Source organism: Pseudarthrobacter sp. Hb11, from assembly GCF_059383655.1.
This window is the reverse complement of record NZ_JBWZCM010000002.1, coordinates 81,066-102,972: the sequence shown is the minus strand read 5'-3', so window position 1 is coordinate 102,972 and position 21,907 is coordinate 81,066. Positions and strand designations below refer to the sequence as shown.

The following is a 21,907-nucleotide window of genomic DNA, read 5'->3' as shown; positions in this document are numbered from 1 at the left end:
ACCTGCTTAGAGCTCGCCGGCTGCCCTGCGCGCCGTGCAGTCAGGGCACAGCCCGAAGATCTCCACGGTGTGCGCCACTTCGGTGAAGCCGTGTTCGCTCGCCGTGCGGGCTGCCCACGTTTCCACGGCGGGCGCTTCCACCTCCACCGCTTTGCCGCAGTTCCGGCACAGGAGGTGGTGATGGTGGCCGGTGACGGCACAGCGGCGGTAAACCGCTTCGCCGTCGCCGTTGCGCAGCACGTCCACCAGGCCCTCGTCGGCAAGGGACTGGAGGATCCGGTAGGCGGTGGCGAGGGATACCGATACGCCCTGATTCTGCAGGATGCGGTAGAGCTCCTGCGTGCTCACAAAATCGTGCAGCTCATCCAATGCGGCGCTGACGGCCAGCCTCTGCTTGGTCACGCGCTGTTCCTTGCCGGCAACGGGCGCGGCGGTGCCTGCCGGCACGGAAGCGGCCCGTGCGGTGCCTCCCAAGGCTTCGGCCGAAGCGGGCTTGGTGGAATCAGCCTTGGCGCCGAACGGCATGGATGGACTCGCTTCCCTCAGGATGGTGGCAAAGATCAAGATTACCAGCCGGAGCTTCGTGGACACGGGTTCGGACCGGACCCTAGGCTGGCGCTATGAAGCTGACCAAATACACCCACGCCTGCGTCCGACTCGAGAAAGACCGCCGGGTTCTGGTGTTGGACCCGGGCACGTTTTCGGAATCGGCGGAGGCACTGGCCGGTGCCGAATCGGTCCTGGTCACCCACGAACACGGCGACCACATCGACGTTCCCGCTGTGGTGGCTGCTTTGAAGGACAACCGGGACTTCGTGGTTTTTGCCCCGGCGGGCGTCGCGGATAACCTGCGCAAGGAAGCCTCTGATGCAGCGGACCGGATCCACACCGTAGACCCCGGGTCGTCCTTCGAAACGGCGGGCTTCGAGGTTCGCAGCTTCGGCGGGCAGCACGCCTTGATCCACCCTCAGATCCCCGTGGTGGCCAACGTCGGCTATCTCCTGGACGGCAATGTCTACCACCCCGGTGATTCGTTCGTCATTCCGGACGGCATCAGCGTGCAGACGCTCTTGGTGCCGATCCACGCGCCGTGGAGCAAGGCAGCTGAAGTGGTGGACTTCGTGATCGGCGTCCGGGCACCACGGGCATTCCAAATCCACGACGGCCTGCTCAACGAGAATGGCCTGAAAATCGTGGAAGGCCATGTCAAGCGCCTCGGGGCCAAGTACGGCACGGAGTATCAGCACCTGGCCGCGGGCGAGTCGGTGGAAGTCTAAGCCTCGCCACCGTCCCAGGTACCGCTATCAAAGAACCGCCTGATGACCGCTTCGTACGGCTGCGGATCCAAGCCATGGGACGCCAGCCACCCGGGGGAGTAATAGTTGCCTGCATAGCGCTCGCCGCCGTCGCACATCAGCGAGACGATGCTGCCCTGGCGGCCTTCGGCGATCATCCCCGCGATGAGTTGCCACACGCCCCAAAGGTTGGTTCCGGTGGAGGGACCGGCATGGAGCCCGGCGAGCGTGCGCAGGTGGCGCATGGCGGCGACCGACGCAGCGTCAGGTACCTGGACCATGTGGTCGATCACGGACGGCACAAAGCTGGGCTCCATCCGGGGCCGGCCAATGCCCTCGATCCGGGACGGCGATCCGGTAGCAGGGCCGGACGAGGTGCCGCGCCAGCCCGGGTAGAAGGCCGAGTTTTCCGGATCGACCACCACCAGCCGGGTGGGGTGGCTGTTGTAACGGAGGTACCTGCCGATGGTGGCGCTGGTACCGCCCGTCCCTGCGCCCACCACAATCCAGTCCGGCACGGGATGTTCCTCCAGCTCAAGTTGGCCGAAGATGGACTCCGCGATGTTGTTGTTTCCGCGCCAGTCCGTTGCCCGCTCGGCGTAGGTGAACTGGTCCATGTAGTGCCCGCCGCTGGTGGCGGCGACCTCTTCCGCCGTCGCATAGACCTCGGAGGCGTGGTCCACCAGGAGGCACGAACCGCCGAACTGCTCGATCAGCGCAACCTTTTCGGGGCTGGTGGTGCGCGCCATGACGGCTATGAACGGCAGTCCCAGGAGCTGCGCGAAATAGGCTTCGGACACCGCGGTGCTGCCGCTGGAGGCCTCGACGATGGTGGTGTCCTCCCTGATCCAGCCGTTGACCAGGCCGAAGAGGAACAGGGAGCGCGCCAGCCGGTGCTTGAGGCTGCCGGTGCGGTGGGTGGACTCGTCCTTGAGATAAAGCTGTACGCGCCAGTGCTCGGGAAGGGGTACCGAATAGAGGTGGGTATCGGCGGAGCGGTTGTTTTCTGCCGTGATTTTCCGGATGGCTTCGTCCGCCCAGTCCCGGCCCGCGGTGCGCTCGATCTTCACCGCACCAGCCTACCTGCGGCTGCCGGAGCTGCCGTTAGAGTGGGAGCGTTGGCTGCCCACGCGAAGGAGCACAATGAATCCGCTGATGGATGTTTCCGAACTGGAGGGGCGCCGTGCCGGCGGCGTGCGCACGGTGCTGCTGGACGTGCGGTGGGCGCTGGGCGTCCCGCACGGCCATGACCACTACCTGAAGGGGCACCTGCCGGGCGCCGTCTTCGTTGATCTCGCCACCGAACTTGCGGATCCTGCTGTCCCGGAGCGGGGAAGGCATCCGCTGCCATCACCCCGAAGGTTCCAGGAGGCGGCGAGGCGCTGGGGCATCAGCAACGGCGATCTTGTGGTGGCCTACGATGACAGCGCCAACATGGCGGCAGCCCGGGCGTGGTGGATGCTGCGCAACGCCGGCCTTCCCAAGGTTTACCTGCTCGACGGCGGCCTGGCGGCTTGGCGTGCAGCAGGGCTGCCGTTGGAACTGGGCGAGGTCCGGCCCGTTCCCGGCCACGTCACCCTTGCAGACGGGCAGATGCCGGTCCTGGAGGCGGCCGACGTAACCTCCCGGATGGAGGGTGGACCCGTTGCGGAGAATGACCGTCCGGACGGGCGCCCCGCCGACAGGATTCTTCTGGACGCGCGGGCCGGAGAGCGGTACCGCGGCGAGATTGAGCCTGTTGATCCCCGAGCTGGCCACATTCCGGGTGCAGTCAGTGCGCCGACGTACGAAAACGTGGACGGCGCCGGCTGTTTCCTGCCTCCCGCCGAGCTGCGCCGACGCTTTGAGTCGCTGGGCGTCACCGACGACGTCGAGGTGGGAGTCTATTGCGGGTCCGGCGTCACGGCAGCCCACCAGGTGGCCGCCCTTGAGCTCGCCGGCTTCCGTGCCGCCCTCTATCCCGGGTCCTTCTCCGAGTGGTCCAGCAACACCCATCTGCCGGTGGTGACGGGGCCGGACCCCCGCGCCGACGGCGACGCCCCGGCTGGGTGGAAACTTGGCGGCGCTCAAGGGTAGCGTCGCACTATGACTCCTGGACGTCCCGTGCCGCCGCCCCTTGCAAGACCTGTCACCCCTGAAACTGCTGTCCGTGAACCTGTCGCCGCTGAAACCGTTGCCTCCGGGTTGATTGCGTCCGGATCCGCTGCTTCCGACGGCGGCGTGCTGGCTGCTGCGTACGGCGCCACATCCCCGGACAGCGGCTTGGTCCCGCTGACCCTCTCCCGCCGCACTCCCCAGGCCGACGACGTCGAAATTGCCATCGAGTTTTGCGGGCTGTGCCATTCGGATGTCCACGCGGTTCGCGGCGAGTGGGGTGGTACAACCTGGCCGCTGGTGCCCGGCCACGAGATCGTTGGCACTGTGAGTGCCGTGGGATCAGCCGTTACCGGGTTCGCGCCGGGGGACCGGGTGGGCGTTGGCTGCATCGTGGACTCCTGTCGCGAGTGCGAAAGCTGCCTGGACGGCCTGGAACAGTACTGCGAAAACGGAATGACCGGCACGTACGGGGCCGTCGACCGGCGCAACGGCAACTCGATCACACAGGGCGGCTATTCCTCCTCTGTGGTGGTGGATCGCCGCTACGTCCTTCACGTACCGGACTCCCTGGACCCGGCCGCCGTCGCTCCGCTGCTGTGCGCCGGCGTTACGACGTTCTCGCCCTTGCGGCACTTCGACGTCGAAGAAGGCGACGTTGTGGGTGTGGTGGGGCTGGGCGGACTCGGTCATATGGCCGTCAAGCTCGCCAAGGCGATGGGAGCGAAGGTGGTGGTGTTCACCACGTCCGAGTCCAAAGTGCCGGCCGCCCTGGAACTGGGGGCCGACCAAGTGGTCCTGTCCACGGACCAAACGGCGATGGACGCGGCCAACCGCACCGTCGACCTCATCATCGACACCGTGGCAGCTCCGCACGACCTGAACCCGCTGTTCCGGACACTGCGCGTTGACGGTGCGCTTTTCCAGCTCGGACTTCCGTCCGAGGCGATGCCGCCCGTGAACCCCCGGGCGCTGATCAGGCGCCGGATCGCGTACGCCGGCTCGTTGATCGGAGGCGTTGCCGAAACCCAGGAAATGCTGGACTTCTGCGCGGAGCACGGCGTGGTGGCGGACATCGAAGTGGTCGGCGCTGATCAGCTTAACGAAGCCTACGACCGGATGGTCGCCGGCGATGTGAAATACCGGTTCGTGCTGGACACCAGCACTTTGCAGGCACCCGCCAAGGAGGCAGACGCATGAGTACGCTCTTCACCAGGATCCTGAACGGCGAAATTCCCGGCCGGTTCGTTTGGCGGGAGAACGACGTATCCGCGTTCCTCACCACGGGTCCGCTGGCCGACGGCCACACCCTGGTGGTTCCCACCGAGGAAGTGGACCGCTGGACCGACGCCTCTCCGGAGACCCTGGCGAGGGTCATGGAGGTGGCCCGGCGGATCGGCGCCGTCCAGGTGGACGTCTTTGGTGCGGCGCGCGCCGGGCTAATTGTGGCCGGCTATGAAATTAACCACCTGCACGTGCACGTCTGGCCCTCCAGGAGCATGGCCGAGTTCAACTTTGCCACCGCGGACCAGAACCCCGACCCGGAAGTTTTGGACGCCAACGCCGAGAAACTCCGGCAGGGCCTGCGCGCTGCGGGGTACGGCGACTTCGTCCCGGCCTAAGCCGGAGCCAGCGCCTTGTTAAGCACAGCGCGGATCCGCTTCTCGGACACCGAATAGGCGGTCCCAAGTTCGACGGCGAAGAGGCTCACCCGGAGCTCTTCAATCATCCACCGGACCTGGGCAAGCTCGCCGCCGGCCCTACGGCCGGGCAGCAGGGCCGACACGGCGTCGTCGTAGTCATCCTCGAGGCGCTGCACCACCGCCATGCTGAGGGCGTCCCGCTGGACATTGCCCGGGAGGCGTTCCAGCCGCTTCTCAATGGCTGAGAGGTACCTCGGGAGTTGGCTGAGTTGGGCATAGCCGGTACGTGCCACAAAGCCGGGGTACACCAACTGCTCGAGCTGGCTCTTGATGTCGTTGAGCGCGCTGATGAGCGCCAGGCTGGTGGTGCCTTTCAGCTGCTTTTCGATGCGCCGGGTACTGGCGAGGATGCGCTCCACCACGGCCGTCACGCTGAACACGGTGTCGATCAGCTCAGCCCGGACCAGCTCGTAGAGCCCGTCAAAGGACTTGCGGTCCCAGGGGAGTTCGGCAGGAGTGAGCTTGTCGATCGCCGCCAGCGCACAGTCGGCAATGAGGGCTGAAACAGAACCATGCGGGTTCTGGCTGAATGTCAGTTTCTCCGTGTTGCTCAGGTGCTCCAGAACGTAGCGGTCAGGAGCAGGAACGCGCAGGGCCAGCAGCCTGATCACGCCGCCGCGCATGGCGTCCTGCTGTTCGTCCGCGGTCTGGAACACCCGAAGGGCCACAGAATTGCCCTGGTCCTGCAGGGCCGGATAACCCGTGACGGTGTGGCCCTTGACCGTGTTGCTGACCTGGCGCTGGAGGGTTCCGAAAGTCCACTCGGTGAGGCCGTCCTGCTCCCGGAACCCGGCGGGGCCGGACCCGGCCGGCACCTGGGCGGGTGCCTGCAGGCGGGGAGTCCCGCCGTCGTCGGCCCTTCCTGCAGCTCGCCCCGCGTTGCTGCGCGGAGCGGTAGAGGCGGGTGTGGCACCCAGCGACTCGGCAATGGCCCGGCGGGTGGCAGGCGCAAGCTTCTCCTGAAGGGCAGCGAGGTCCTTGCCCTCATCCAGGACCTTGCCTTTGCTGTCCACCACCTTGAACGTCACGCGCAGGTGCGGGGGCACCGCGTCCCAGTTCCACGAACCGGGCGGGATGACGTGCCCGCGGACGCGGCGGAGCGCAAGTTCGAGGCAGAGTTCAAGCTCGTCGGAGGCCGGGTCGAAATCGGACTCAAGGACAGCTACTGCCTGCCGGGCCACGTCCGGGGCAGGGACGAAGTTCTTGCGGACCTGCTTGGGCAGGGACTTGATCAGGGCCGTTACCAGTTCCACGCGCTGGCCTGGAATCAGCCAGCGGAAGGCCTTGTCGTCCAGCTGATTAAGGAACAGGACGGGCACTTCGGCGGTGACGCCGTCGCTCGGATTGGGCGGCGAGCCGGGAGCCACAGGGTGGAACTCATAGGTCAGCGGGAGTTCAAAACCCTTGTGCAGCCAGGTCTTGGGGTAGGCGGAGACATCGAGGTCGTCGGCGTCGTCGCTGAGGAGGAGCGACTTGTCGTAGTCCAGGAGGTCAGGGTTTTCCTGCCGGGCTTCCTTCCACCACTTATCAAAGTGCCGTTCGGACACAACGTCCGGCCCGACCCGCGCATCGTAGAACTCAAACAGCGTTTCGTCGTCCACCAGGAGGTCCCGGCGCCGCATCCTTGCTTCGAGCTCCTCGACCTCCTGCAGGAGGGCACGGTTGCGGTGGAAGAACTTGTGGTGGGTCTTCCAGTCGCCCTCCACCAGGGCATGCCGGATGAAGAGTTCCCTGGCGACGACGGGATCCACCCTGCCGTAGTTGATCCTGCGCTGGGCGATGATGGGTACGCCGTAGAGGGTGACCTTTTCGTAGGCCATCACTGCGCCCTGGCGGGTGGACCAGTGCGGTTCGCTATAACTGCGCTTGACCAGGTCGGGGGCCACCTGCTCTGCCCAGACGGGATCGAACCGGGCGGCAACCCTGGCCCAGAGCCGGCTGGTTTCCACCAGTTCCGCCGCCATCACGAACGTAGGGGACTTCTTGAACAGCGCAGAGCCGGGGAAGATCGCGAAGCGGCTGCCGCGGGCACCGGCGTATTCACGCTTACGCTCGTCCAGGATGCCGATGTGGCTCAAGAGCCCGGAAAGGAGGCTGATGTGGATGCCGTCGTGGTTGCCAACGGGATCGGCAAGGCGTTTGTTGTCCAGGCTGATGCCCAGTGGGCGGGCCAGCTGGCGCAGCTGGGCGAACAGATCCTGCCACTCGCGCACGCGGAGGTAGTTGATGAATTCGGCCCGGCACAGGCGCCGGAAGGCAGAGGACGACAACTCCTGCTGCTTCTCCTGGATATAGTTCCAGAGGTTGAGGAAACCGGTGAAGTCCGAGTTTTCGTCCTTGAACCGGTTGTGCTTTTCCGCCGCGAGCTGCTGCTTGTCCGTAGGGCGCTCGCGCGGGTCCTGGATGGTGAGGGCCGCCGCGAGGATCATGACTTCGCGGACGCATCCTCGTTTTCCCGCTTCCACGATCATCCGGCCCAGCCGGGGGTCCACAGGCAGTTGGGCGAGTTTGTGCCCGACGGCGGTAAGTCCGCCGCCGCCCTTCGTCCCGTCAGAGCCGTTTTGGGGCCGGGCGGCAGCCAAGGCGCCGAGTTCGCGAAGCAGCGTGACGCCGTCGTTGATGGCCCGCGTTTCCGGGGGCTCCACGAAGGGGAAGTTCTCGACGTCCTTCGGCCCCCGGGCCACTCCCATGGCTGTCATCTGCAGGATGACAGCGGCGAGGTTGGTGCGCAGGATTTCGGGATCCGTGAAGCGGGGCCGGGATTCGAAGTCCTCCTCGGAGTAGAGGCGGATGGCGATGCCGTCCGATACGCGCCCGCACCGCCCGGAACGCTGGTTGGCCGATGCCTGTGAGACGCGTTCGATGGGCAGCCGCTGGACTTTGGTGCGGTGCGAGTACCGGGAGATGCGGGCAGTGCCGGTGTCAATCACGTATTTGATGCCCGGCACGGTCAGCGACGTCTCGGCCACGTTGGTGGCAAGGACGATCCGGCGTTTGTTGCCAGGGTGGAACACCTTGTGCTGTTCCTGCAGGCTGAGCCGGGCAAACAGGGGGAGGATTTCGGTTCCGGCCAGTCTCCGGTTGGACTGGATGCGGGCCTGGAGCGCCTCGGCAGCATCCCGGATCTCGCGCTCGCCGGAAAAGAATACGAGGATGTCGCCGGGCGCTTCGGCAGCGAGTTCGTCCACGGCGTCACAGACGGCGTCGAGGGGATCGCGGTCTTCCTCGAGTTCATCGTCGGAAGCGTTCTCTTCATCCGTTCCGGCGGGGGGCTGCGACAGCGGGCGATACCGGATTTCCACGGGGTACGTCCGCCCCGAGACCTCGATGATGGGCGCTGGGTTTTCCGGCGTGCCGAAGTGGTTGGCGAAGCGCTCGGGATCGATGGTGGCGGACGTGATGATCACCTTCAGGTCCGGCCGCTGCGGCAGGATCCGCCGGAGGTAGCCGAGGATGAAGTCGATGTTGAGGCTGCGCTCATGGGCTTCGTCGATGATGATGGCGTTGTACTTGCGCAGCAGCTTGTCGCGCTGGATTTCCGCGAGCAGGATGCCGTCGGTCATCAGCTTGACCTTGGTGTTCCGGCTGACCTCGCCGGTGAAGCGGACCTGGAACCCGACTTCCTGGCCGATGTCCACGCCCAGTTCCTCGGCGATGCGCTCCGCGACCGTGCGGGCTGCGAGCCGGCGCGGCTGGGTGTGCCCGATCAGGCCGTTTTCGCCCAGGCCAAGTTCGAGGCACATTTTGGGAATTTGGGTGGTCTTACCGGAGCCGGTCTCGCCGGCGATGATGGTGACCTGGTTCGCTGCGATGGCGGCCATCAGGTCTTCGCGGCGCTCGGAGACCGGCAGCTCGGCAGGATAGGAGATGTGAAGTGTCATGGCTGCTGACAGTCTACTGCGGGAGCCCGGGCTTCCCGTTTCGACTGGTTGCAGCTGTGCCCGGCCTTTGGCTGGCCTGGGTTAGAAGATGCGGAGCGTGTAGTTGGTGCTGGGAAGGTCCAGGGCGGACCACGCTTCATGCGATTCAACGGGAGGCGTGTGCCCCCTGCCGTCTTGCAGGAGAGCCGACACAGTGGCGGCAAATATGAGGAGCAGCAGGATGACGAGGACGGTTGTGAGGATTTCCATGCCTCCATGCTTCTCCTCTCTGGGACCCAGAAAAAGTGGCAGAAATGCCCAAAACGCTAAAATTCCTGCCACAATGGAAGCATGCTGAAATCAGTAGCCGTCATCGTGGTCCCCAACTTCTCGATGTTCGAGTTTGGCACCGCCTGTGAAGTGTTCGGGATAGACAGGTCCGGGCGGGGGAGCGGCGTCCCGGCCTTTGACTTCCGCGTCTGTACGCCGGCGCCGGGCGACGTCCAGCTCAAGTCCGGGTTGTCCATGAATGTGAGCCTTGGGCTGGAAGCCACCGCCGACGCAGACCTCGTCATCATGACCCCCTACGGCAACGATGATGATCTACCCGAGTTCGTCCTTGAAGCACTGCGCGCCGCTGATGCGCGGGGAGCCTGGGTCATGTCCATTTGCTCGGGAGCCTTTGCCCTGGCCCGGGCGGGCCTGCTGGCTGGCCGGCGCTGCACCACGCACTGGCACTACTCAGGCCGCCTCGCTGCGGAATATCCAGGTGTCCGGGTGGACGAAAACGTCCTGTACGTGCAGGACGCAAACATCATCACCTCCGCCGGCACGGCTGCCGGTATCGATGCCTGCCTGCACCTGGTGCGGGTGGAATTGGGTGCGCACGTGGCCGCTGCGATTGCCCGCGACATGGTGGTCCCGCCGCACCGCGATGGTGGCCAGGCACAGTTTATTGACCGGCCCATGCCCACCTGCGGCTCTGCTCCGATGGAGGAACTCCTTCGCTGGATGGTGGAGCACCTGGACCGCGAGCATACGGTGAATGAGCTCGCCACGCGGGTGCACATGTCCGCCAGGACGTTCGCCCGGAAGTTCCGGTCCGAAACGGGGGCAACACCGGCGGCCTGGCTCAACTCCCAGCGGGTGCTCCGGGCGCAGGAACTCCTTGAGGCCACGGACCTGAACATTGAGGAGATTGCGCGGGAGTCCGGATTTGGGCATCCGGTCCTGCTGCGGCACCACTTCGGGAAAGTCCTGGACACCAGCCCGCAGTCCTACCGCAGGGCCTTCCGCGGCCAGCTGGCGGAGGTGGGTTAGCCCCCGGGCTTCATGCCTCCCGGCGTTGTGCCGCCCGTGATTCCTCAGCGGCCGCCCGGGTGCTGTCCACCAGCACCCGCCAGGGTCCGGTGACTGCCCGCTCGGGCAGCGCAGCGCGATGCTGGCCCGCACGGATCGAGTAGATGAACCGGTCCGGTTGGGCTCCGGAGTATTCCTCTGCGGCGGCCCGCGGTGTTCGAGGCACGGCGTCCCAAGGGCATGCCTCGACGATGGGCTGCCACTGGTTCCTGGCTGTCTCGGAAACAGCGTTAACAGTCCACACCCGGGTCATCGCCGCGATGCCGCCGGTGCGCTCCACACTGATCTTCATGGCTTGGTTCCTGGGTGGTACTTCGAGCCCGGTGGCCCGAAGTACGGCAGCCAGGCATCCCGTTAGAGTTTGACCTTCACAGTTTCCCACGCGTTTCGCACGGCGTCATGCTCTTTTGAATCAGAACCGAAAAGCTCCCCAGCCGTAGCTGCCGTGGCGCGGGCAAATACGGTGAAGGTTGCGCCCGTGGGCAAATCCCCGCCGGTGAGCGTCTCGTACCAGATGCGCCCGGGCGAGTCCCAGGCGTTTCCGCCCAGCTGTTCCGCCACGAGGTAGAACGCCCGGTTGGGGATGCCTGAGTTGATGTGGACACCGCCGTTGTCCGCGCTCGTCCTTACGTAAGTGTCCATCGAGTCTGGCTGCGGATCCTTACCCAGCACGTCGTCGTCGTACGCGGTTCCGGGGGCTTTCATGGACCGCAGGGCGCGCCCTTCCACCTCGGGCGTGAAAAGCCCCTCGCCGATGAGCCAACTGGCCTCCGTGACCGACTGGTCCTTCACGTACTGCTCCACAAGTGCACCAAAAACATCTGACATCGACTCGTTGATGGCCCCGGCCTGGTTCCGGTACACCAGCGCTGCGGAGTGCTGGGTAACCCCGTGTGCAAGCTCGTGGCCGATGACGCTGAGGGACCTGGTGAACCGTTCGAAGACCTCCCCGTCACCATCGCCGAAGACCATCTGAGTCCCGTCCCAGAAAGCGTTGTCGTAGAGCTTGCCGAAGTGCACGGTAGCGTTCAGGGGCAGGCCCCGGCCGTCGATCGAGTTCCTTCCAAAGACGTCGGCGTACAGCCGATGCGTGTGGCCCATCCCGTCGTAGGCTTCGTCAGTTGCAGGATCCCCCGTGGCGGGCTCTCCCTCCCTGCGGACGAGTTTGCCCGGGACGGTTTCCGAGCCGGCGGCGTCGAAAACCGAGCGGTTTGATGGTCCTGGTTTAGCCTGGCGCACTCCTGCCGGGACGTCGGGGGCGGCCTGCGTGCGGGCTGCCTGGACAGAGCGGACGTGGCCCAAGGCTTCTTTGGCCGCTCGTGCGGCCGCGGAAAACTTCGGGGCGTCCTGCCTGGCCAGCCGCCTCAACAGGTATGGCGGAATGATGGAACAGAACTGAACGTGCATGGCGTACCCCCTCAACTAGGTAAATTCAGACTACGAGGGGGCACCGACAAAGCGGTGGATCCAAGCGGTGTTCCGTCCGTTGTTGGCGGGGCAACTGTTGGGGTGCAACCAGGAATGTCCTACCCCCTCACGATGATTTAGGTCCCGCCGGCCGGCAATACAAAAGCGAACACCAGGACTGGAACCACCCCACTGGCCGGACTCTCCCGGGGCAGCGAACCTTGGTATGCCGACGACCTGTCGCAGATCTGGCCTCCGCCACACGACCTGTCACCGTGACCGGCGTGGTCCTGAGCCGTGCCGGACTGGACAAAGAGAAGCACCCCGGTCCGTGGACCGGGGTGCTTCTCTTCTGGTGCCCTCGATAGGATTCGAACCTACGACCTTCTGCTCCGGAGGCAGACGCTCTATCCCCTGAGCTACGAGGGCAATCCGGGGGTTCCTGCCGTTGCCGGCGGGACGTCCTAGAGCTTAGCAGGAAGGTGGCCCGCAAGGGAAAATCGCCACTCGGGACTCGGAACTCCGGCGGGCACGGGCTCTCCAAAGCGGCGCGTTTCAGTAGCCCGAGAACGAGTCCACGTGCACCTTCCTGGCCCCGGCCTGCCGTGCCGCACGACGCAACGAGGCGACGCTCGCTGGTGAGCCTGAGATATAAACCTCGCGGTCAGCAATGTCGGGAACGAGTGCTTTGAGGGCTTCACCGTCCACCCTGGTGCCATCTGCAGGGAACGCAGCGATGTGCGGCGGCGGCTCGGAACCATCGGCGATGCGGGCAACCACACGGACGCCTGGAGCCTTCAATTCATCTGCGTACGCGATCTCGTCAGCGCTCCTGGCCAGCACCAGAATCACGGCGTCGCGGTCCCGTAAACCACCGGAGGAGAGATGTGAAAGGAAGGGGGTGATGCCGATGCCGGCAGCCATCATCAGGACGGGCTTGCGGGGATCGCGGGGGAGGACAAAGTCACCTCCAACGGAAGTGGCCGTCAGCTCGTCGCCCGGCTGCAGGGAAAGAAGGACCTTTTTGGCGGCGGACAGCGGCTCGGCAGTCCGCACGCCGAACTTCACCACGCGCTCACTGGGCGAGCCGGTCAAACTGAACACCCGGCGTCGTCCTTTTCCATCCGACTTCGCGTGCGGGAGGTCCAGTTCCATGTATTGCCCCGGGACAAACCGCACGGGCCGGGAGGGCTTGAAGGAAAACTCGGTGGTGCTGGTCGTCAGCGGCCTGGTCCCGTTGAACGTCAGCCGCACACCGCCGCGCTGGCCCGCCATAAAGGCGAGCAGATTGCCCAGCAGCAGCGCGGCCTCAGGGGAATTGGCCAGGAAGCCGAAGTTGTAGGGGACGGCAAAAACCACGCCCACCACAGCCGCGAGGGCCAGTTGCTGCCACCTGCGCGGCGGCAGTGTCAGCGGTTCGGTGAGCATAAAGCCCACAAAGAACAGCAGTGGCCGCTGGGCCAGTGACTGCCACAGCGCCATCCCAACGGACATGCCGGCCTGAAGCAGTTCCGCGCCGATGATGGCGCAGGCCACCACGAGGAAGACCGAGGCCATCAGGAATTTCCGTGTGCGGTAAAGCACCAAAAGGACTCCCGGCACCAGCAACAACAACATCGCAGGAGTAGCTGCCCACCAGGTGGCGACGTTGAGCCCCGTGAGCCCAACCACGAATGCTCCCGCGGCGGCGGGGTTGAAAATGTGGCGGCCGCGCCACACGAGTGCGTACTTTGATGCAGAAGCCAGGACACAGGCCAGTGCCACTCCAGCCACATCCATCGGCGCGAAGGAGGGCCAGAACAGGAAGTACAGCAGCAGCCCTGTGATGAGCGAGGATTCAGAGTGGGGCCGAACCCGAAACAGGGCTGCCAAAGCCCTGTTGGAGGCGTAGGTCAGGCCGAGGCACAGCACAAGGTGCGCCAGCATTTCGGGGATGCCGAAGGTCAGCCAGCCAAGAACATCGAGTAAGAGGCTGTACACGGCAAGAGCTGCAAGGACCAGCAGGATGAGCCGGTACATGGTGAACCGGCCAAGGACGGTATCCAGCCGGGCGGCCACGGAGGGGACCGGCCCGGCCTTCGGCGTTTCCACAGGGCTCATGTGAACAGTGTCCCTTCAAACTCGGCGGAGTGGACTGCGCTCCCGTCAGAGAATACGGTCAGCCAGGAGAATTTGAACTCTTGCTCCAAGCGTGCGCCCGGGACAAAGAAGAGAGCAGTGGCCAGGGCGTCTGCCAGCATCGCCGTGTCTGCAAGGGCCCAGGTGGCGACGGCGGTCCTGACCGGTTGCCCGGTTGTTCCGTCCAGGACGTGGTGCAGGCCATCGCCCCACGTCCGGCGGTTGGACGCCGAGGCGCAGAGCGCACGCCCGGTGAGCGGCACGATGCCGATGGCCTGCCCGGGGTTGTAGGGGTGCTCCAAAGCCACCTGGGTGGAGCGGGAGCCCCTTGCCAACAGGTCCCCGCTGCCGTCGATGACAAAGGAATCAAGTCCTTCAGCGTCCAGTTTTTCGGCGAGCAGATCCACCAGCAGGCCTTTGCCAGCCGCCCCGATGTCAAGAACCACGGGCAAAGTGGTGGTGATGGTGGTGCCCTCCCACTTGAGGACCTCGTCCCAGGGAGGTGCGGCCAGCGGCGACCCTGAGGGCTTAAGGGAGTAGCCGGCGTCGTACCCCAGCCGCTCAAGGGAGGCGCCGATCAGCGGGGTCATGGCTCCGTCCGTCAGCCCGTAAAGCGTCCTGTACAGCAGCCCCAGCCGGCCCGCCTCGTCTGGAAAACCAAACGTCCCGGGCTCCCGCGCCATGATATTGACGCGGGAATCGGCCCGGAAGCGGGACCAGTCGGCGTCGAACTTCTCCACCCGGTCAAGGAGGCGGGCCCGGACGGACTGAGCAAGCGGACAAGGAGTGGAAATCTCCCAGTGCGTGCCGATTGCCTCAAACGCAAAGTCCTCCCAGTCCGCGCCCGGCACCGTCTACTGCGCCTCCGACTTGATCTGTTCTACGGCCTGGTTGAACCCGCCGCTCGTCAGGGAGGAGCCGGCGACCTTGGAGACGTTGAGCTCGTCTATGTTTTTGCCCACTATCTGCGACGCGATACCGCCGGCGAACTCCCCCTGGAACTTGCGGGTGTTCGGGTTGGAGGGATGCTGGGTGATGTTGACGTCCTTGACCGTGCCTCCGGCCAGGGTCAGTTCGACACCTACCGTCTCGGTGCCGTTCGGCGAAACATAGTTTCCGTCAGCGCTGTACGTGCCGTCCTTGTACGTGGCGCCGCTGCCTGCCAGCGACGACGATCCTGCGGACGCCGTTGCTGCAGCGCTGCCGGCGGGGGCCGCCGGCGTGCTCTCAGTGGCGGACGGCGCGCAGCCCGCCACCGTTCCGGCGAGGGAAAGGCCGGCGATTCCGGCGAAAACACTTTTGCGGACTGACGGTCTCATAAAGGCTCTCATTTCGTATAAGTGTTTGGGACGGTGCTTACGTCGGTGTCAACGATGAACCCAGCGTATTGGTTCAACTTGCAGGTGGCTTGTGAATTTCCTGTGGAATGCCTATGGCACCGGAGCAGTCCGAATTCTTTTGCTGTCACTGGCCCCCGGTAGGCTAGAGGGGTGACTCCCGAAGAACTCTCCCTCGCCATATCCGCCTGCCTGAAAGACGCCGTCGACGCCGGCGAGATTGCCCTTTCAGCATCAGCAGTGCCAGACGAGGTACGCGTGGAGCGACCCAAGAACCGGGACCACGGTGACTGGGCCACCAACATCGCCCTGCAGCTTGCCAAGCAGGCCGGCACGAACCCCCGCGAATTCGCCACGGTGCTGAGCGCGCGGCTCAAGTCGATCGACGGCGTCTCCGCCGTGGACATCGCGGGCCCCGGGTTCCTGAACATCACCGTGGACGCTGCCACGGCCGGCGCCCTCGCCAAGGTCATTGTCGAAGCCGGCCGGCAGTACGGGACCAACACCGCGCTCGCAGGCCACACCGTCAACATGGAATTTGTTTCCGCCAACCCCACTGGGCCGCTGCACATTGGACACACCCGCTGGGCTGCCCTCGGCGATGCCATCGCCCGGGTGCTGCGCGCTTCCGGCGCCCACGTCACGGCTGAGTACTACATTAACGACGCCGGTTCACAGATGAACGTCTTCGCCAACTCGGTGTACTCACGCCTGCACGGCCGGCCTGTACCCGAGGGCGGTTACCCGGGACAGTACATCGCGGATCTGGGCCACGAGGTCATCACCGAACACCCCGACATCCGCGAATTGACCGAGGTCGCCGCGCTTCCGGTCATCCGCGCCGCCGCCTACAAGGCACAGATGAAGGACATCAAGGCAACCCTCGCCGAGTTCGGCGTGGAGTTCGACGTGTTCTTCTCCGAGCAGGAACTGCACGACGCCGGCGCCATCGAAAGTGCCGTTGCCCGCCTTCGCGAGCAGGGCCACGTGTTCGACGACGGCGGTGCTGTCTGGCTGCGGACCACCGATTTTGGCGACGACAAGGACCGGGTGATGATCCGCGCCAACGGCGAGCCCACGTACTTCGCTGCTGACGCCGCCTATTACCTCTCTAAGAAGGACCGCGGCTTCACCGAGAAGATCTACCTGCTCGGCGCCGACCACCACGGCTACATCAACCGGCTCAAGGCCATCGCCGCCTGCGCCGGAGATGACCCCGAGGTGAACATCGAGGTCCTGATCGGCCAGCTGGTTTCCGTGAACGGCGCAAAGCTGTCCAAGCGCGCGGGGAACATCATCGAGCTGAAGGACCTGATCGACTGGCTCGGCAAGGATGCTGTCCGCTACTCCCTGGCGCGGTTCCCGGCAGACTCCCCGCTGACCCTGGACCCGGAGCTGTTGAAGAAGCACAGCAACGAGAACCCCGTGTTCTACGTGCAGTACGCCCACGCCCGGTCCCGCGGCGCAGCCCGCAACGCCGTCGACGCCGGTGTGGAACGCCGTGTGGACGGCAAAGACAGCTTCGACGCCTCCCTCCTGGACCATGCCACGGAGAACGAACTGCTCTCGTACCTGGGCAGCTACCCGTCGATTGTGGCAAAGGCAGCGGAACTGCGCGAACCGCACCGCGTGGCACGGCACCTCGAAACCATCGCCGGTGCCTACCACCGCTGGTACGACGCCTGCCGCATCGCGCCCATGGGCGATGAAGCGGTGACCGACGTCAACCGCACCCGCCTGTGGCTCAATGACGCCACCAGCCAGGTGCTCGCCAACGGCCTTGACCTTCTTGGCGTTTCCGCGCCCGAACGGATGTGATGGCAATGTCCGTAGAAACCTCGAAGACCGCGTCTCCGCTGGCACCCGAATGGCTCGCAGTGCCCGCTGACCTGAACGCACTCCAGGAACCGATGTGGGCGGGCAGCGTGCAACGGAACGACGCCGGCTCACTTACCGTTGGAGGCCTCACCGTCCAGGAGCTGAAAGAGCAGTTCGGCTCGCCCCTCTTCGTTATGGACGAGGCCGATTTCCGCTCCCGTGCACGGGCTTTCAAGGATTCCTTCGATGCTGCCTTCGCTGACATCTGCGGCGGCGTGGACGTCTACTACGCGGGAAAGTCCTTCCTCTGCACAGCTGTTGTGAAGTGGGTGGAGGAGGAAGGCCTGCGCCTGGATACGGCCTCGGGCGGGGAGCTGGCCGTCGCCGCCCGCGCGGGCATTGCCGGTGGGCGCGTGGCGTTGCACGGGAACAACAAGTCCGACGGTGAGATTAATCGTGCCCTGGACATGGGCCTCGGCCGGATTGTGGTGGACAGCCTGTCCGAGCTGGTGCGGGTGGGCGACATAGCCCAGGCCCGCGGCGAAATGGCCAAGGTCATGCTGCGGCTGACGCCCGGCGTCCACGCCCACACACATGAATTCATCGCCACGGCGCACGAGGACCAGAAGTTTGGTCTGTCCATGGCGGCTGACACCACGGACCAGGCGGGCCTGTCTGCTGCCGAGGAAGCGGTGGCAGCGGCTTCGGCACACCCCGGCATCGAGCTCCTGGGCCTGCACTGCCACATCGGCTCCCAGATCTTTGAACCGGACGGCTTTGCACTGGCAGCCGAGAAGCTGCTTCGTTTCCTCGCGGCCATGCAGGAAAAGTACTCCATCGTTATGCCGGAGCTTGATCTCGGCGGCGGCTACGGGATCGCCTACACCCCGGTGGACACCCCACGCCCTGCAGCTGAGATTGCTGCGGCGATGGCCGCCGTCGTCCGTTCCACCTGCGCTGAACTGGGCATCGAGTCACCCCGGATCTCGATTGAACCGGGGCGGGCCATCGTGGGCAGCACCACCTTTACCCTGTACGAGGTGGGGACGCTCAAGACTGTCCGCGTCGATGCCCCCGGCTCCGGCCAGGCCGAAGATGCGGGCGAAAACGTTACGTATCCCCGCCGTTATGTGTCGGTGGACGGCGGTATGAGCGACAACGCACGTCCGGTGCTCTACGACGCGGATTATTCGGCGGTTGTGGCCTCCCGTACGTCCGCCGCCGCGCCACAGCTGTCCCGCGTGGTGGGCAAACATTGCGAGAGCGGCGACATAGTTGTTAGAGATGTATATCTGCCCGAGGACGTGGCAGCCGGTGATCTGCTTGCTGTACCGGGAACCGGCGCCTACTGCTGGGCCCTCTCGAGCAACTACAACTATCTGGCCCGGCCGGGCGTTGTCGCGGTGCGCGACGGATCTGCCCGGCTGATTGTCCGCGGGGAAACCGAAGAAGATTTGCTGAACCGCGACATGGGAGCCTGAATGTCTGAATTGCGAACCCTGAAAGTGGCCCTGCTGGGCTGTGGCAACGTTGGGGCCCAGGTTGCGCGGATTCTCATTGAGGACGCCGACGCCCTTGCCGCCCGCACCGGCGCGCGCCTGCAGCTGTCCGGGATTGCCGTGCGCAACGTCGACTCCAAGCGGGACGTCGAGCTGCCGCAGGAACTGTTCACCACCGACGCCGAGACCCTGGTCAAGGACGCCGACCTGGTCATCGAACTGATGGGCGGCATCGAGCCGGCCCGCTCGCTGATCCTGTCCGCGCTGCAGAACGGCGCCTGTGTAGTGACCGGCAACAAGGCCCTGTTGGCCCAGGACGGCCCCACCCTCTACGAGGAGGCGGACAAGGCCGGCGTGCAGCTGTCCTACGAAGCTGCCGTGGCCGGAGCCATTCCCATCCTGCGGCCCATCCGCGACAGCCTTTCCGGCGACCGGATCACCCGCGTGCTGGGCATCGTCAACGGCACCACCAACTTCATCCTTGACCAGATGGATTCCACCGGCGCCCAGTTCGCCGACGCCCTCGCCGAAGCGCAGCGCCTCGGTTACGCCGAAGCGGACCCCACCGCCGACGTCGAGGGCCACGACGCAGCTGCCAAGGCAGCCATCCTCGCCACGCTGTCCTTCCACACCCGGTTCGCTCTGGAAAACGTCCACTGCGAAGGCATTAGTTCGGTCAGCGCCGCTGACATCGCAGCGGCCAAGGATGCCGGTTTCGTCATCAAGCTGCTGGCCATCGCTGAAAGAATCGGCGACGGCGACAGTGGACAAGGCGGTGGCGTTTCGGTGCGCGTGCACCCCACGCTGCTGCCCCGTGAGCACCCGCTGGCTGCCGTCCGCGGCGCCTTCAACGCCGTGTTCATCGAGGCCGAGAATGCCGGTGAACTGATGTTCTACGGCCAGGGCGCCGGCGGCACCCCCACCGCGTCCGCCGTCCTCGGCGACCTTGTCTCCGCGGCCCGCCGCCTGGTCCTGGGCGGACCCCAGCGTACCGAGACCACCACCGGCCACGTTCCGGCCCTGCCCATCGACGCTGCCGTCACCAGCTACTACATCGGCCTCGACGTTGCGGACCAGCCGGGCGTCCTGGCAAAGATCGCCCAGCTGTTCGCCGAACACGGCGTCTCCATCGAAATCATGCGGCAGACCATCCACCGGGACGCCGAGTCCAACGTGGAGTCGGCCGAACTGCGGATCGTTACGCACCGCGCATCAGAGGCTGCCCTTGCGGCCACCGTCGAAGCCGTCAAGGGCCTGGACGTCATCAATTCAGTTACATCCGTTCTGCGGGTAGAAGGAGTCTAAGTGGCTCACCAATGGCGCGGCGTTATCCGCGAATACGCTGACCGTCTGCCCGTGACGGAATCCACGCGGGTCATCACCCTGGGTGAGGGCGGCACCCCGCTGGTGCACGCGCAGAAGCTCTCCGAGCTCACCGGCTCCGAGGTGTACCTGAAGGTGGAGGGCATGAACCCCACCGGCTCCTTCAAGGACCGCGGCATGACCATGGCCATGACCGCCGCCGTAGCATCCGGCGCCAAGGCCGTGGTATGCGCCTCCACCGGAAACACGTCCGCGTCTGCCGCCGCCTACGCAACGGCCGCGGGCCTGAAGTGCGCCGTCCTGGTGCCCGAGGGCAAGATTTCAATGGGCAAGCTAAGCCAGGCCATCGCCCACGGGGCCACCCTGCTCCAGGTGGACGGCAACTTCGATAACTGCCTGGACATCGCCCGGAAGCTGGGGGAGTCCTACCCGGTCTTCCTGGTCAACTCCGTCAACCCCGCCCGCATCCAGGGACAGAAGACCGGCGCCTTCGAGATCGTCGACGCCTTGGGGGACGCTCCGGACATCCACGTCCTGCCGGTGGGCAATGCCGGAAACATCACCGCGTACTGGAAGGGCTACAAGGAGTACTCCGCTCCGTTCGAGTCCGAAACCGCGGGCACGCTTCCCGCCGTCTCCACCAAAACCCCCGCCATGTGGGGCTTCCAGGCAGCAGGGGCAGCACCCTTCGTCGCCGGCCACCCAATCACCGAACCGGACACCATCGCCACGGCCATCCGGATCGGCAATCCTGCATCGTGGGACGGTGCCATTGGTGCACGTGACGAATCAGGCGGCTTTATCGACGCCGTCACGGATGAGGAAATCCTCAACGCGCACCGCTGGCTGTCCTCCCGCGAAGGCGTTTTTGTTGAGCCGGGTTCCGCGGCCGGCGTGGCAGGCCTGCTTAAGAAGCACGCCGCCGGCGAGGTTCCTGCCGGCAAGACCATCGTGATCACCGTTACTGGCCACGGCCTGAAGGATCCCCAGTGGGCCCTGCGCACCGAGGACGGCAGCGATGTCCAGCCGGTCAAGGTTTCCAATGATGTTGTCACCGTTGCTGCCGAACTGGGACTGGAAGAAAAGTAGCCTTGGACGCCACCTCGCAGACCGCCGTCGGACTGCAGCTTATTGAACCCGGACAGCGGGTCACGGTCCGGGTTCCGGGCACCACGGCCAACCTCGGCCCGGGCTACGACAGCCTTGGCCTGGCCTTGGCACTGCATGACACCCTGACAGTGGAGAGCCTGGAATCCGAGGAGCTCTTGTTCGATCTCCGCGGCGAAGGCGCAGAAACCCTCCCGAGGGACGCCAGCCACCTGGTGGTCCGGGCCATGGAAGCGGCCTTCGAACGGCTGGGGTTCAGGCACGGCGGGCTGAAGGTCACGGCTGACAACGTCAATCCCCACGGTCGGGGCCTTGGCTCGTCCGCATCGGCAGTAGTGGCAGCCGTATCCGCGGCAAATGCCCTGGTGCCTGAGGCCAGCCGGCGCGGTAAGGACTGGATCCTTCAGCTCACCAGCGAGCTGGAAGGGCACCCGGACAACGTGGCACCTGCCATTTTCGGTGGGCTGGCGCTGTCGTGGCAGGACAGTGACCAGTACAGCAGCACCAGCGCGACGGTCTCCGAAACGGTGGTTCCCGTCGTGGCTGTTCCCGATTTCGAGCTGTCAACGGAAGCGGCGCGTGCGCTGCTTCCGGCCTCGGTGGGGCACCACGCGGCGGCGATGAATTCCGGACGTGCCGCCCTGTTGATCCATGCCCTGACCAGCAAGCCCCAATTCCTGTTGGCCGGCACCGAGGACTACCTCCACCAGAGTTACCGTGCGGAGGCCATGCGTCCGAGCGCTGCGCTGATTTCGGCGCTTCGCGCGGCCGGGCACGCGGCTGTAGTCTCGGGTGCCGGGCCCACCGTGCTGGTCCTGGCGAACGGACAGGATGAAGCGGCCGCCGTCGTTGCTTTCATCGGGGAGTTCACCGCGGCAAACACGCCGGACATCGGGTGGCGCGTTCTGAAGCTGGCAGTGGACGTTGAAGGTGCTAAGGTGGAGTTGCACCGGCGGTAATTGACGCCTATCTGATCTGCTATTGCAC

The 21,907-nt window shown here is 65.4% G+C and carries 19 protein-coding genes and 1 tRNA gene; 10 read left to right on the top strand and 10 right to left on the bottom strand.

Annotation, left to right across the window (positions count from 1 at the left end; all coding sequences use genetic code 11):
• Window positions 1-6 precede the first annotated feature (6 nt).
• Complete coding sequence (locus AC50X7_RS04235; protein WP_494978240.1) at window positions 7-525, bottom strand: Fur family transcriptional regulator; 519 nt, start codon at window positions 523-525, stop codon at window positions 7-9.
• A 95-nt stretch (window positions 526-620) separates the two neighbouring features.
• On the opposite strand from AC50X7_RS04235, the gene AC50X7_RS04230 reads away from it, so the two are divergent.
• The gene (locus AC50X7_RS04230) at window positions 621-1,277 is read left to right on the top strand and encodes an MBL fold metallo-hydrolase (protein WP_494977900.1); all 657 of its coding nucleotides are present in this window, start codon (window positions 621-623) and stop codon (window positions 1,275-1,277) included.
• Here AC50X7_RS04230 and AC50X7_RS04225 read toward each other — a convergent pair.
• Window positions 1,274-2,365 carry a PLP-dependent cysteine synthase family protein gene (locus AC50X7_RS04225; protein WP_494977899.1) on the bottom strand — a complete coding sequence of 364 codons (1,092 nt, stop codon included), beginning with the start codon at window positions 2,363-2,365 and terminating at the stop codon, window positions 1,274-1,276. The genes AC50X7_RS04230 and AC50X7_RS04225 overlap by 4 nt on opposite strands.
• A 73-nt stretch (window positions 2,366-2,438) precedes the next feature.
• Here AC50X7_RS04225 and AC50X7_RS04220 point away from each other — a divergent pair, with 73 nt between their 5' ends.
• Genes AC50X7_RS04220 through AC50X7_RS04210 form a run of 3 tightly spaced genes read left to right on the top strand, consistent with a single transcriptional unit; the run spans window position 2,439 to window position 5,011 of the window.
• Window positions 2,439-3,371, top strand: a complete 933-nt coding sequence (locus AC50X7_RS04220) for a sulfurtransferase (RefSeq protein ID WP_494977898.1) — start codon at window positions 2,439-2,441, stop codon at window positions 3,369-3,371.
• Between the two features lie 9 nt (window positions 3,372-3,380).
• Window positions 3,381-4,589 carry an NAD(P)-dependent alcohol dehydrogenase gene (locus AC50X7_RS04215; protein WP_494977897.1) on the top strand — a complete coding sequence of 403 codons (1,209 nt, stop codon included), beginning with the start codon at window positions 3,381-3,383 and terminating at the stop codon, window positions 4,587-4,589.
• Entirely contained in the window at window positions 4,586-5,011 is a 426-nt protein-coding gene (locus AC50X7_RS04210; RefSeq protein ID WP_494977896.1) for an HIT family protein, read from the top strand. Before AC50X7_RS04215 ends, AC50X7_RS04210 begins: the two co-directional genes overlap by 4 nt.
• Here the strand turns inward: AC50X7_RS04210 and hrpA are convergent.
• Both hrpA and AC50X7_RS04200 read right to left on the bottom strand, forming a co-directional pair.
• Entirely contained in the window at window positions 5,008-8,973 is a 3,966-nt protein-coding gene (gene hrpA / locus AC50X7_RS04205) for an ATP-dependent RNA helicase HrpA (protein WP_494977895.1), read from the bottom strand. The two genes, AC50X7_RS04210 and hrpA, sit on opposite strands and share 4 nt — an antisense overlap.
• Before the next feature lie 81 nt (window positions 8,974-9,054).
• Entirely contained in the window at window positions 9,055-9,222 is a 168-nt protein-coding gene (locus AC50X7_RS04200; RefSeq protein WP_494977894.1) for a hypothetical protein, read from the bottom strand.
• Between the two features lie 81 nt (window positions 9,223-9,303).
• Between AC50X7_RS04200 and AC50X7_RS04195 the strand changes: the two genes are divergently transcribed.
• Complete coding sequence (locus AC50X7_RS04195) at window positions 9,304-10,272, top strand: GlxA family transcriptional regulator (protein ID WP_494977893.1); 969 nt, start codon at window positions 9,304-9,306, stop codon at window positions 10,270-10,272.
• Between the two features lie 10 nt (window positions 10,273-10,282).
• Here the strand turns inward: AC50X7_RS04195 and AC50X7_RS04190 are convergent, their stop codons facing one another.
• The 6 genes from AC50X7_RS04190 to AC50X7_RS04165 all read right to left on the bottom strand — a co-directional run bounded on the left by AC50X7_RS04190 (window position 10,283) and on the right by AC50X7_RS04165 (window position 15,155).
• The gene (locus AC50X7_RS04190) at window positions 10,283-10,603 is read right to left on the bottom strand and encodes a protealysin inhibitor emfourin (RefSeq protein ID WP_494977892.1); all 321 of its coding nucleotides are present in this window, start codon (window positions 10,601-10,603) and stop codon (window positions 10,283-10,285) included.
• A gap of 62 nt (window positions 10,604-10,665) precedes the next feature.
• Window positions 10,666-11,718: a M4 family metallopeptidase gene (locus AC50X7_RS04185; RefSeq protein ID WP_494977891.1), complete on the bottom strand. Its 1,053-nt coding sequence runs from the start codon at window positions 11,716-11,718 to the stop codon at window positions 10,666-10,668.
• 353 nt (window positions 11,719-12,071) lie between these two features.
• Window positions 12,072-12,147: transfer RNA gene (locus AC50X7_RS04180), tRNA-Arg, on the bottom strand.
• A 126-nt stretch (window positions 12,148-12,273) separates the two neighbouring features.
• Window positions 12,274-13,818 (bottom strand): ferredoxin--NADP reductase, encoded by a 1,545-nt coding sequence (locus tag AC50X7_RS04175; RefSeq protein WP_494977890.1) that lies wholly within the window; start codon window positions 13,816-13,818, stop codon window positions 12,274-12,276.
• On the bottom strand, window positions 13,815-14,687 hold the full coding sequence (locus tag AC50X7_RS04170; RefSeq protein WP_494977889.1) for an FAD:protein FMN transferase: 873 nt from the start codon (window positions 14,685-14,687) through the stop codon (window positions 13,815-13,817). The genes AC50X7_RS04175 and AC50X7_RS04170 overlap by 4 nt, the downstream gene beginning before the upstream one ends.
• A gap of 3 nt (window positions 14,688-14,690) precedes the next feature.
• Window positions 14,691-15,155 carry an FMN-binding protein gene (locus AC50X7_RS04165; RefSeq protein ID WP_494977888.1) on the bottom strand — a complete coding sequence of 155 codons (465 nt, stop codon included), beginning with the start codon at window positions 15,153-15,155 and terminating at the stop codon, window positions 14,691-14,693.
• 171 nt (window positions 15,156-15,326) lie between these two features.
• Here AC50X7_RS04165 and argS point away from each other — a divergent pair, with 171 nt between their 5' ends.
• Genes argS through thrB form a run of 5 tightly spaced genes read left to right on the top strand, consistent with a single transcriptional unit; the run spans window position 15,327 to window position 21,879 of the window.
• The gene (gene argS / locus AC50X7_RS04160; RefSeq protein WP_494977887.1) at window positions 15,327-16,991 is read left to right on the top strand and encodes an arginine--tRNA ligase; all 1,665 of its coding nucleotides are present in this window, start codon (window positions 15,327-15,329) and stop codon (window positions 16,989-16,991) included.
• Between the two features lie 5 nt (window positions 16,992-16,996).
• The gene (lysA, locus tag AC50X7_RS04155) at window positions 16,997-18,472 is read left to right on the top strand and encodes a diaminopimelate decarboxylase (protein WP_494977886.1); all 1,476 of its coding nucleotides are present in this window, start codon (window positions 16,997-16,999) and stop codon (window positions 18,470-18,472) included.
• Window positions 18,473-19,795, top strand: coding sequence for a homoserine dehydrogenase (locus tag AC50X7_RS04150; protein ID WP_307094601.1), 1,323 nt, complete (start codon window positions 18,473-18,475; stop codon window positions 19,793-19,795).
• Window positions 19,796-20,902 (top strand): threonine synthase, encoded by a 1,107-nt coding sequence (gene thrC / locus AC50X7_RS04145; RefSeq protein WP_494977885.1) that lies wholly within the window; start codon window positions 19,796-19,798, stop codon window positions 20,900-20,902. It abuts the gene before it with no gap.
• 2 nt (window positions 20,903-20,904) lie between these two features.
• The gene (gene thrB / locus AC50X7_RS04140; protein ID WP_494977884.1) at window positions 20,905-21,879 is read left to right on the top strand and encodes a homoserine kinase; all 975 of its coding nucleotides are present in this window, start codon (window positions 20,905-20,907) and stop codon (window positions 21,877-21,879) included.
• The last annotated feature ends 28 nt before the right edge of the window (window positions 21,880-21,907 follow it).

Coding starts and splice junctions, on each gene's coding strand:
- AC50X7_RS04150 (WP_307094601.1), top strand. CDS start 18,473: ATGTCTGAATTGCGAACCCTGAAAGTGGCCCTGCTGGGCTGTGGCAAC.
- AC50X7_RS04235 (WP_494978240.1), bottom strand. CDS start 525: ATGCCGTTCGGCGCCAAGGCTGATTCCACCAAGCCCGCTTCGGCCGAA.
- AC50X7_RS04195 (WP_494977893.1), top strand. CDS start 9,304: ATGCTGAAATCAGTAGCCGTCATCGTGGTCCCCAACTTCTCGATGTTC.
- AC50X7_RS04175 (WP_494977890.1), bottom strand. CDS start 13,818: ATGAGCCCTGTGGAAACGCCGAAGGCCGGGCCGGTCCCCTCCGTGGCC.
- AC50X7_RS04185 (WP_494977891.1), bottom strand. CDS start 11,718: ATGCACGTTCAGTTCTGTTCCATCATTCCGCCATACCTGTTGAGGCGG.
- AC50X7_RS04215 (WP_494977897.1), top strand. CDS start 3,381: ATGACTCCTGGACGTCCCGTGCCGCCGCCCCTTGCAAGACCTGTCACC.
- lysA (WP_494977886.1), top strand. CDS start 16,997: ATGTCCGTAGAAACCTCGAAGACCGCGTCTCCGCTGGCACCCGAATGG.
- AC50X7_RS04220 (WP_494977898.1), top strand. CDS start 2,439: ATGAATCCGCTGATGGATGTTTCCGAACTGGAGGGGCGCCGTGCCGGC.
- AC50X7_RS04230 (WP_494977900.1), top strand. CDS start 621: ATGAAGCTGACCAAATACACCCACGCCTGCGTCCGACTCGAGAAAGAC.
- AC50X7_RS04210 (WP_494977896.1), top strand. CDS start 4,586: ATGAGTACGCTCTTCACCAGGATCCTGAACGGCGAAATTCCCGGCCGG.
- AC50X7_RS04165 (WP_494977888.1), bottom strand. CDS start 15,155: ATGAGACCGTCAGTCCGCAAAAGTGTTTTCGCCGGAATCGCCGGCCTT.
- hrpA (WP_494977895.1), bottom strand. CDS start 8,973: ATGACACTTCACATCTCCTATCCTGCCGAGCTGCCGGTCTCCGAGCGC.
- AC50X7_RS04190 (WP_494977892.1), bottom strand. CDS start 10,603: ATGAAGATCAGTGTGGAGCGCACCGGCGGCATCGCGGCGATGACCCGG.
- AC50X7_RS04200 (WP_494977894.1), bottom strand. CDS start 9,222: ATGGAAATCCTCACAACCGTCCTCGTCATCCTGCTGCTCCTCATATTT.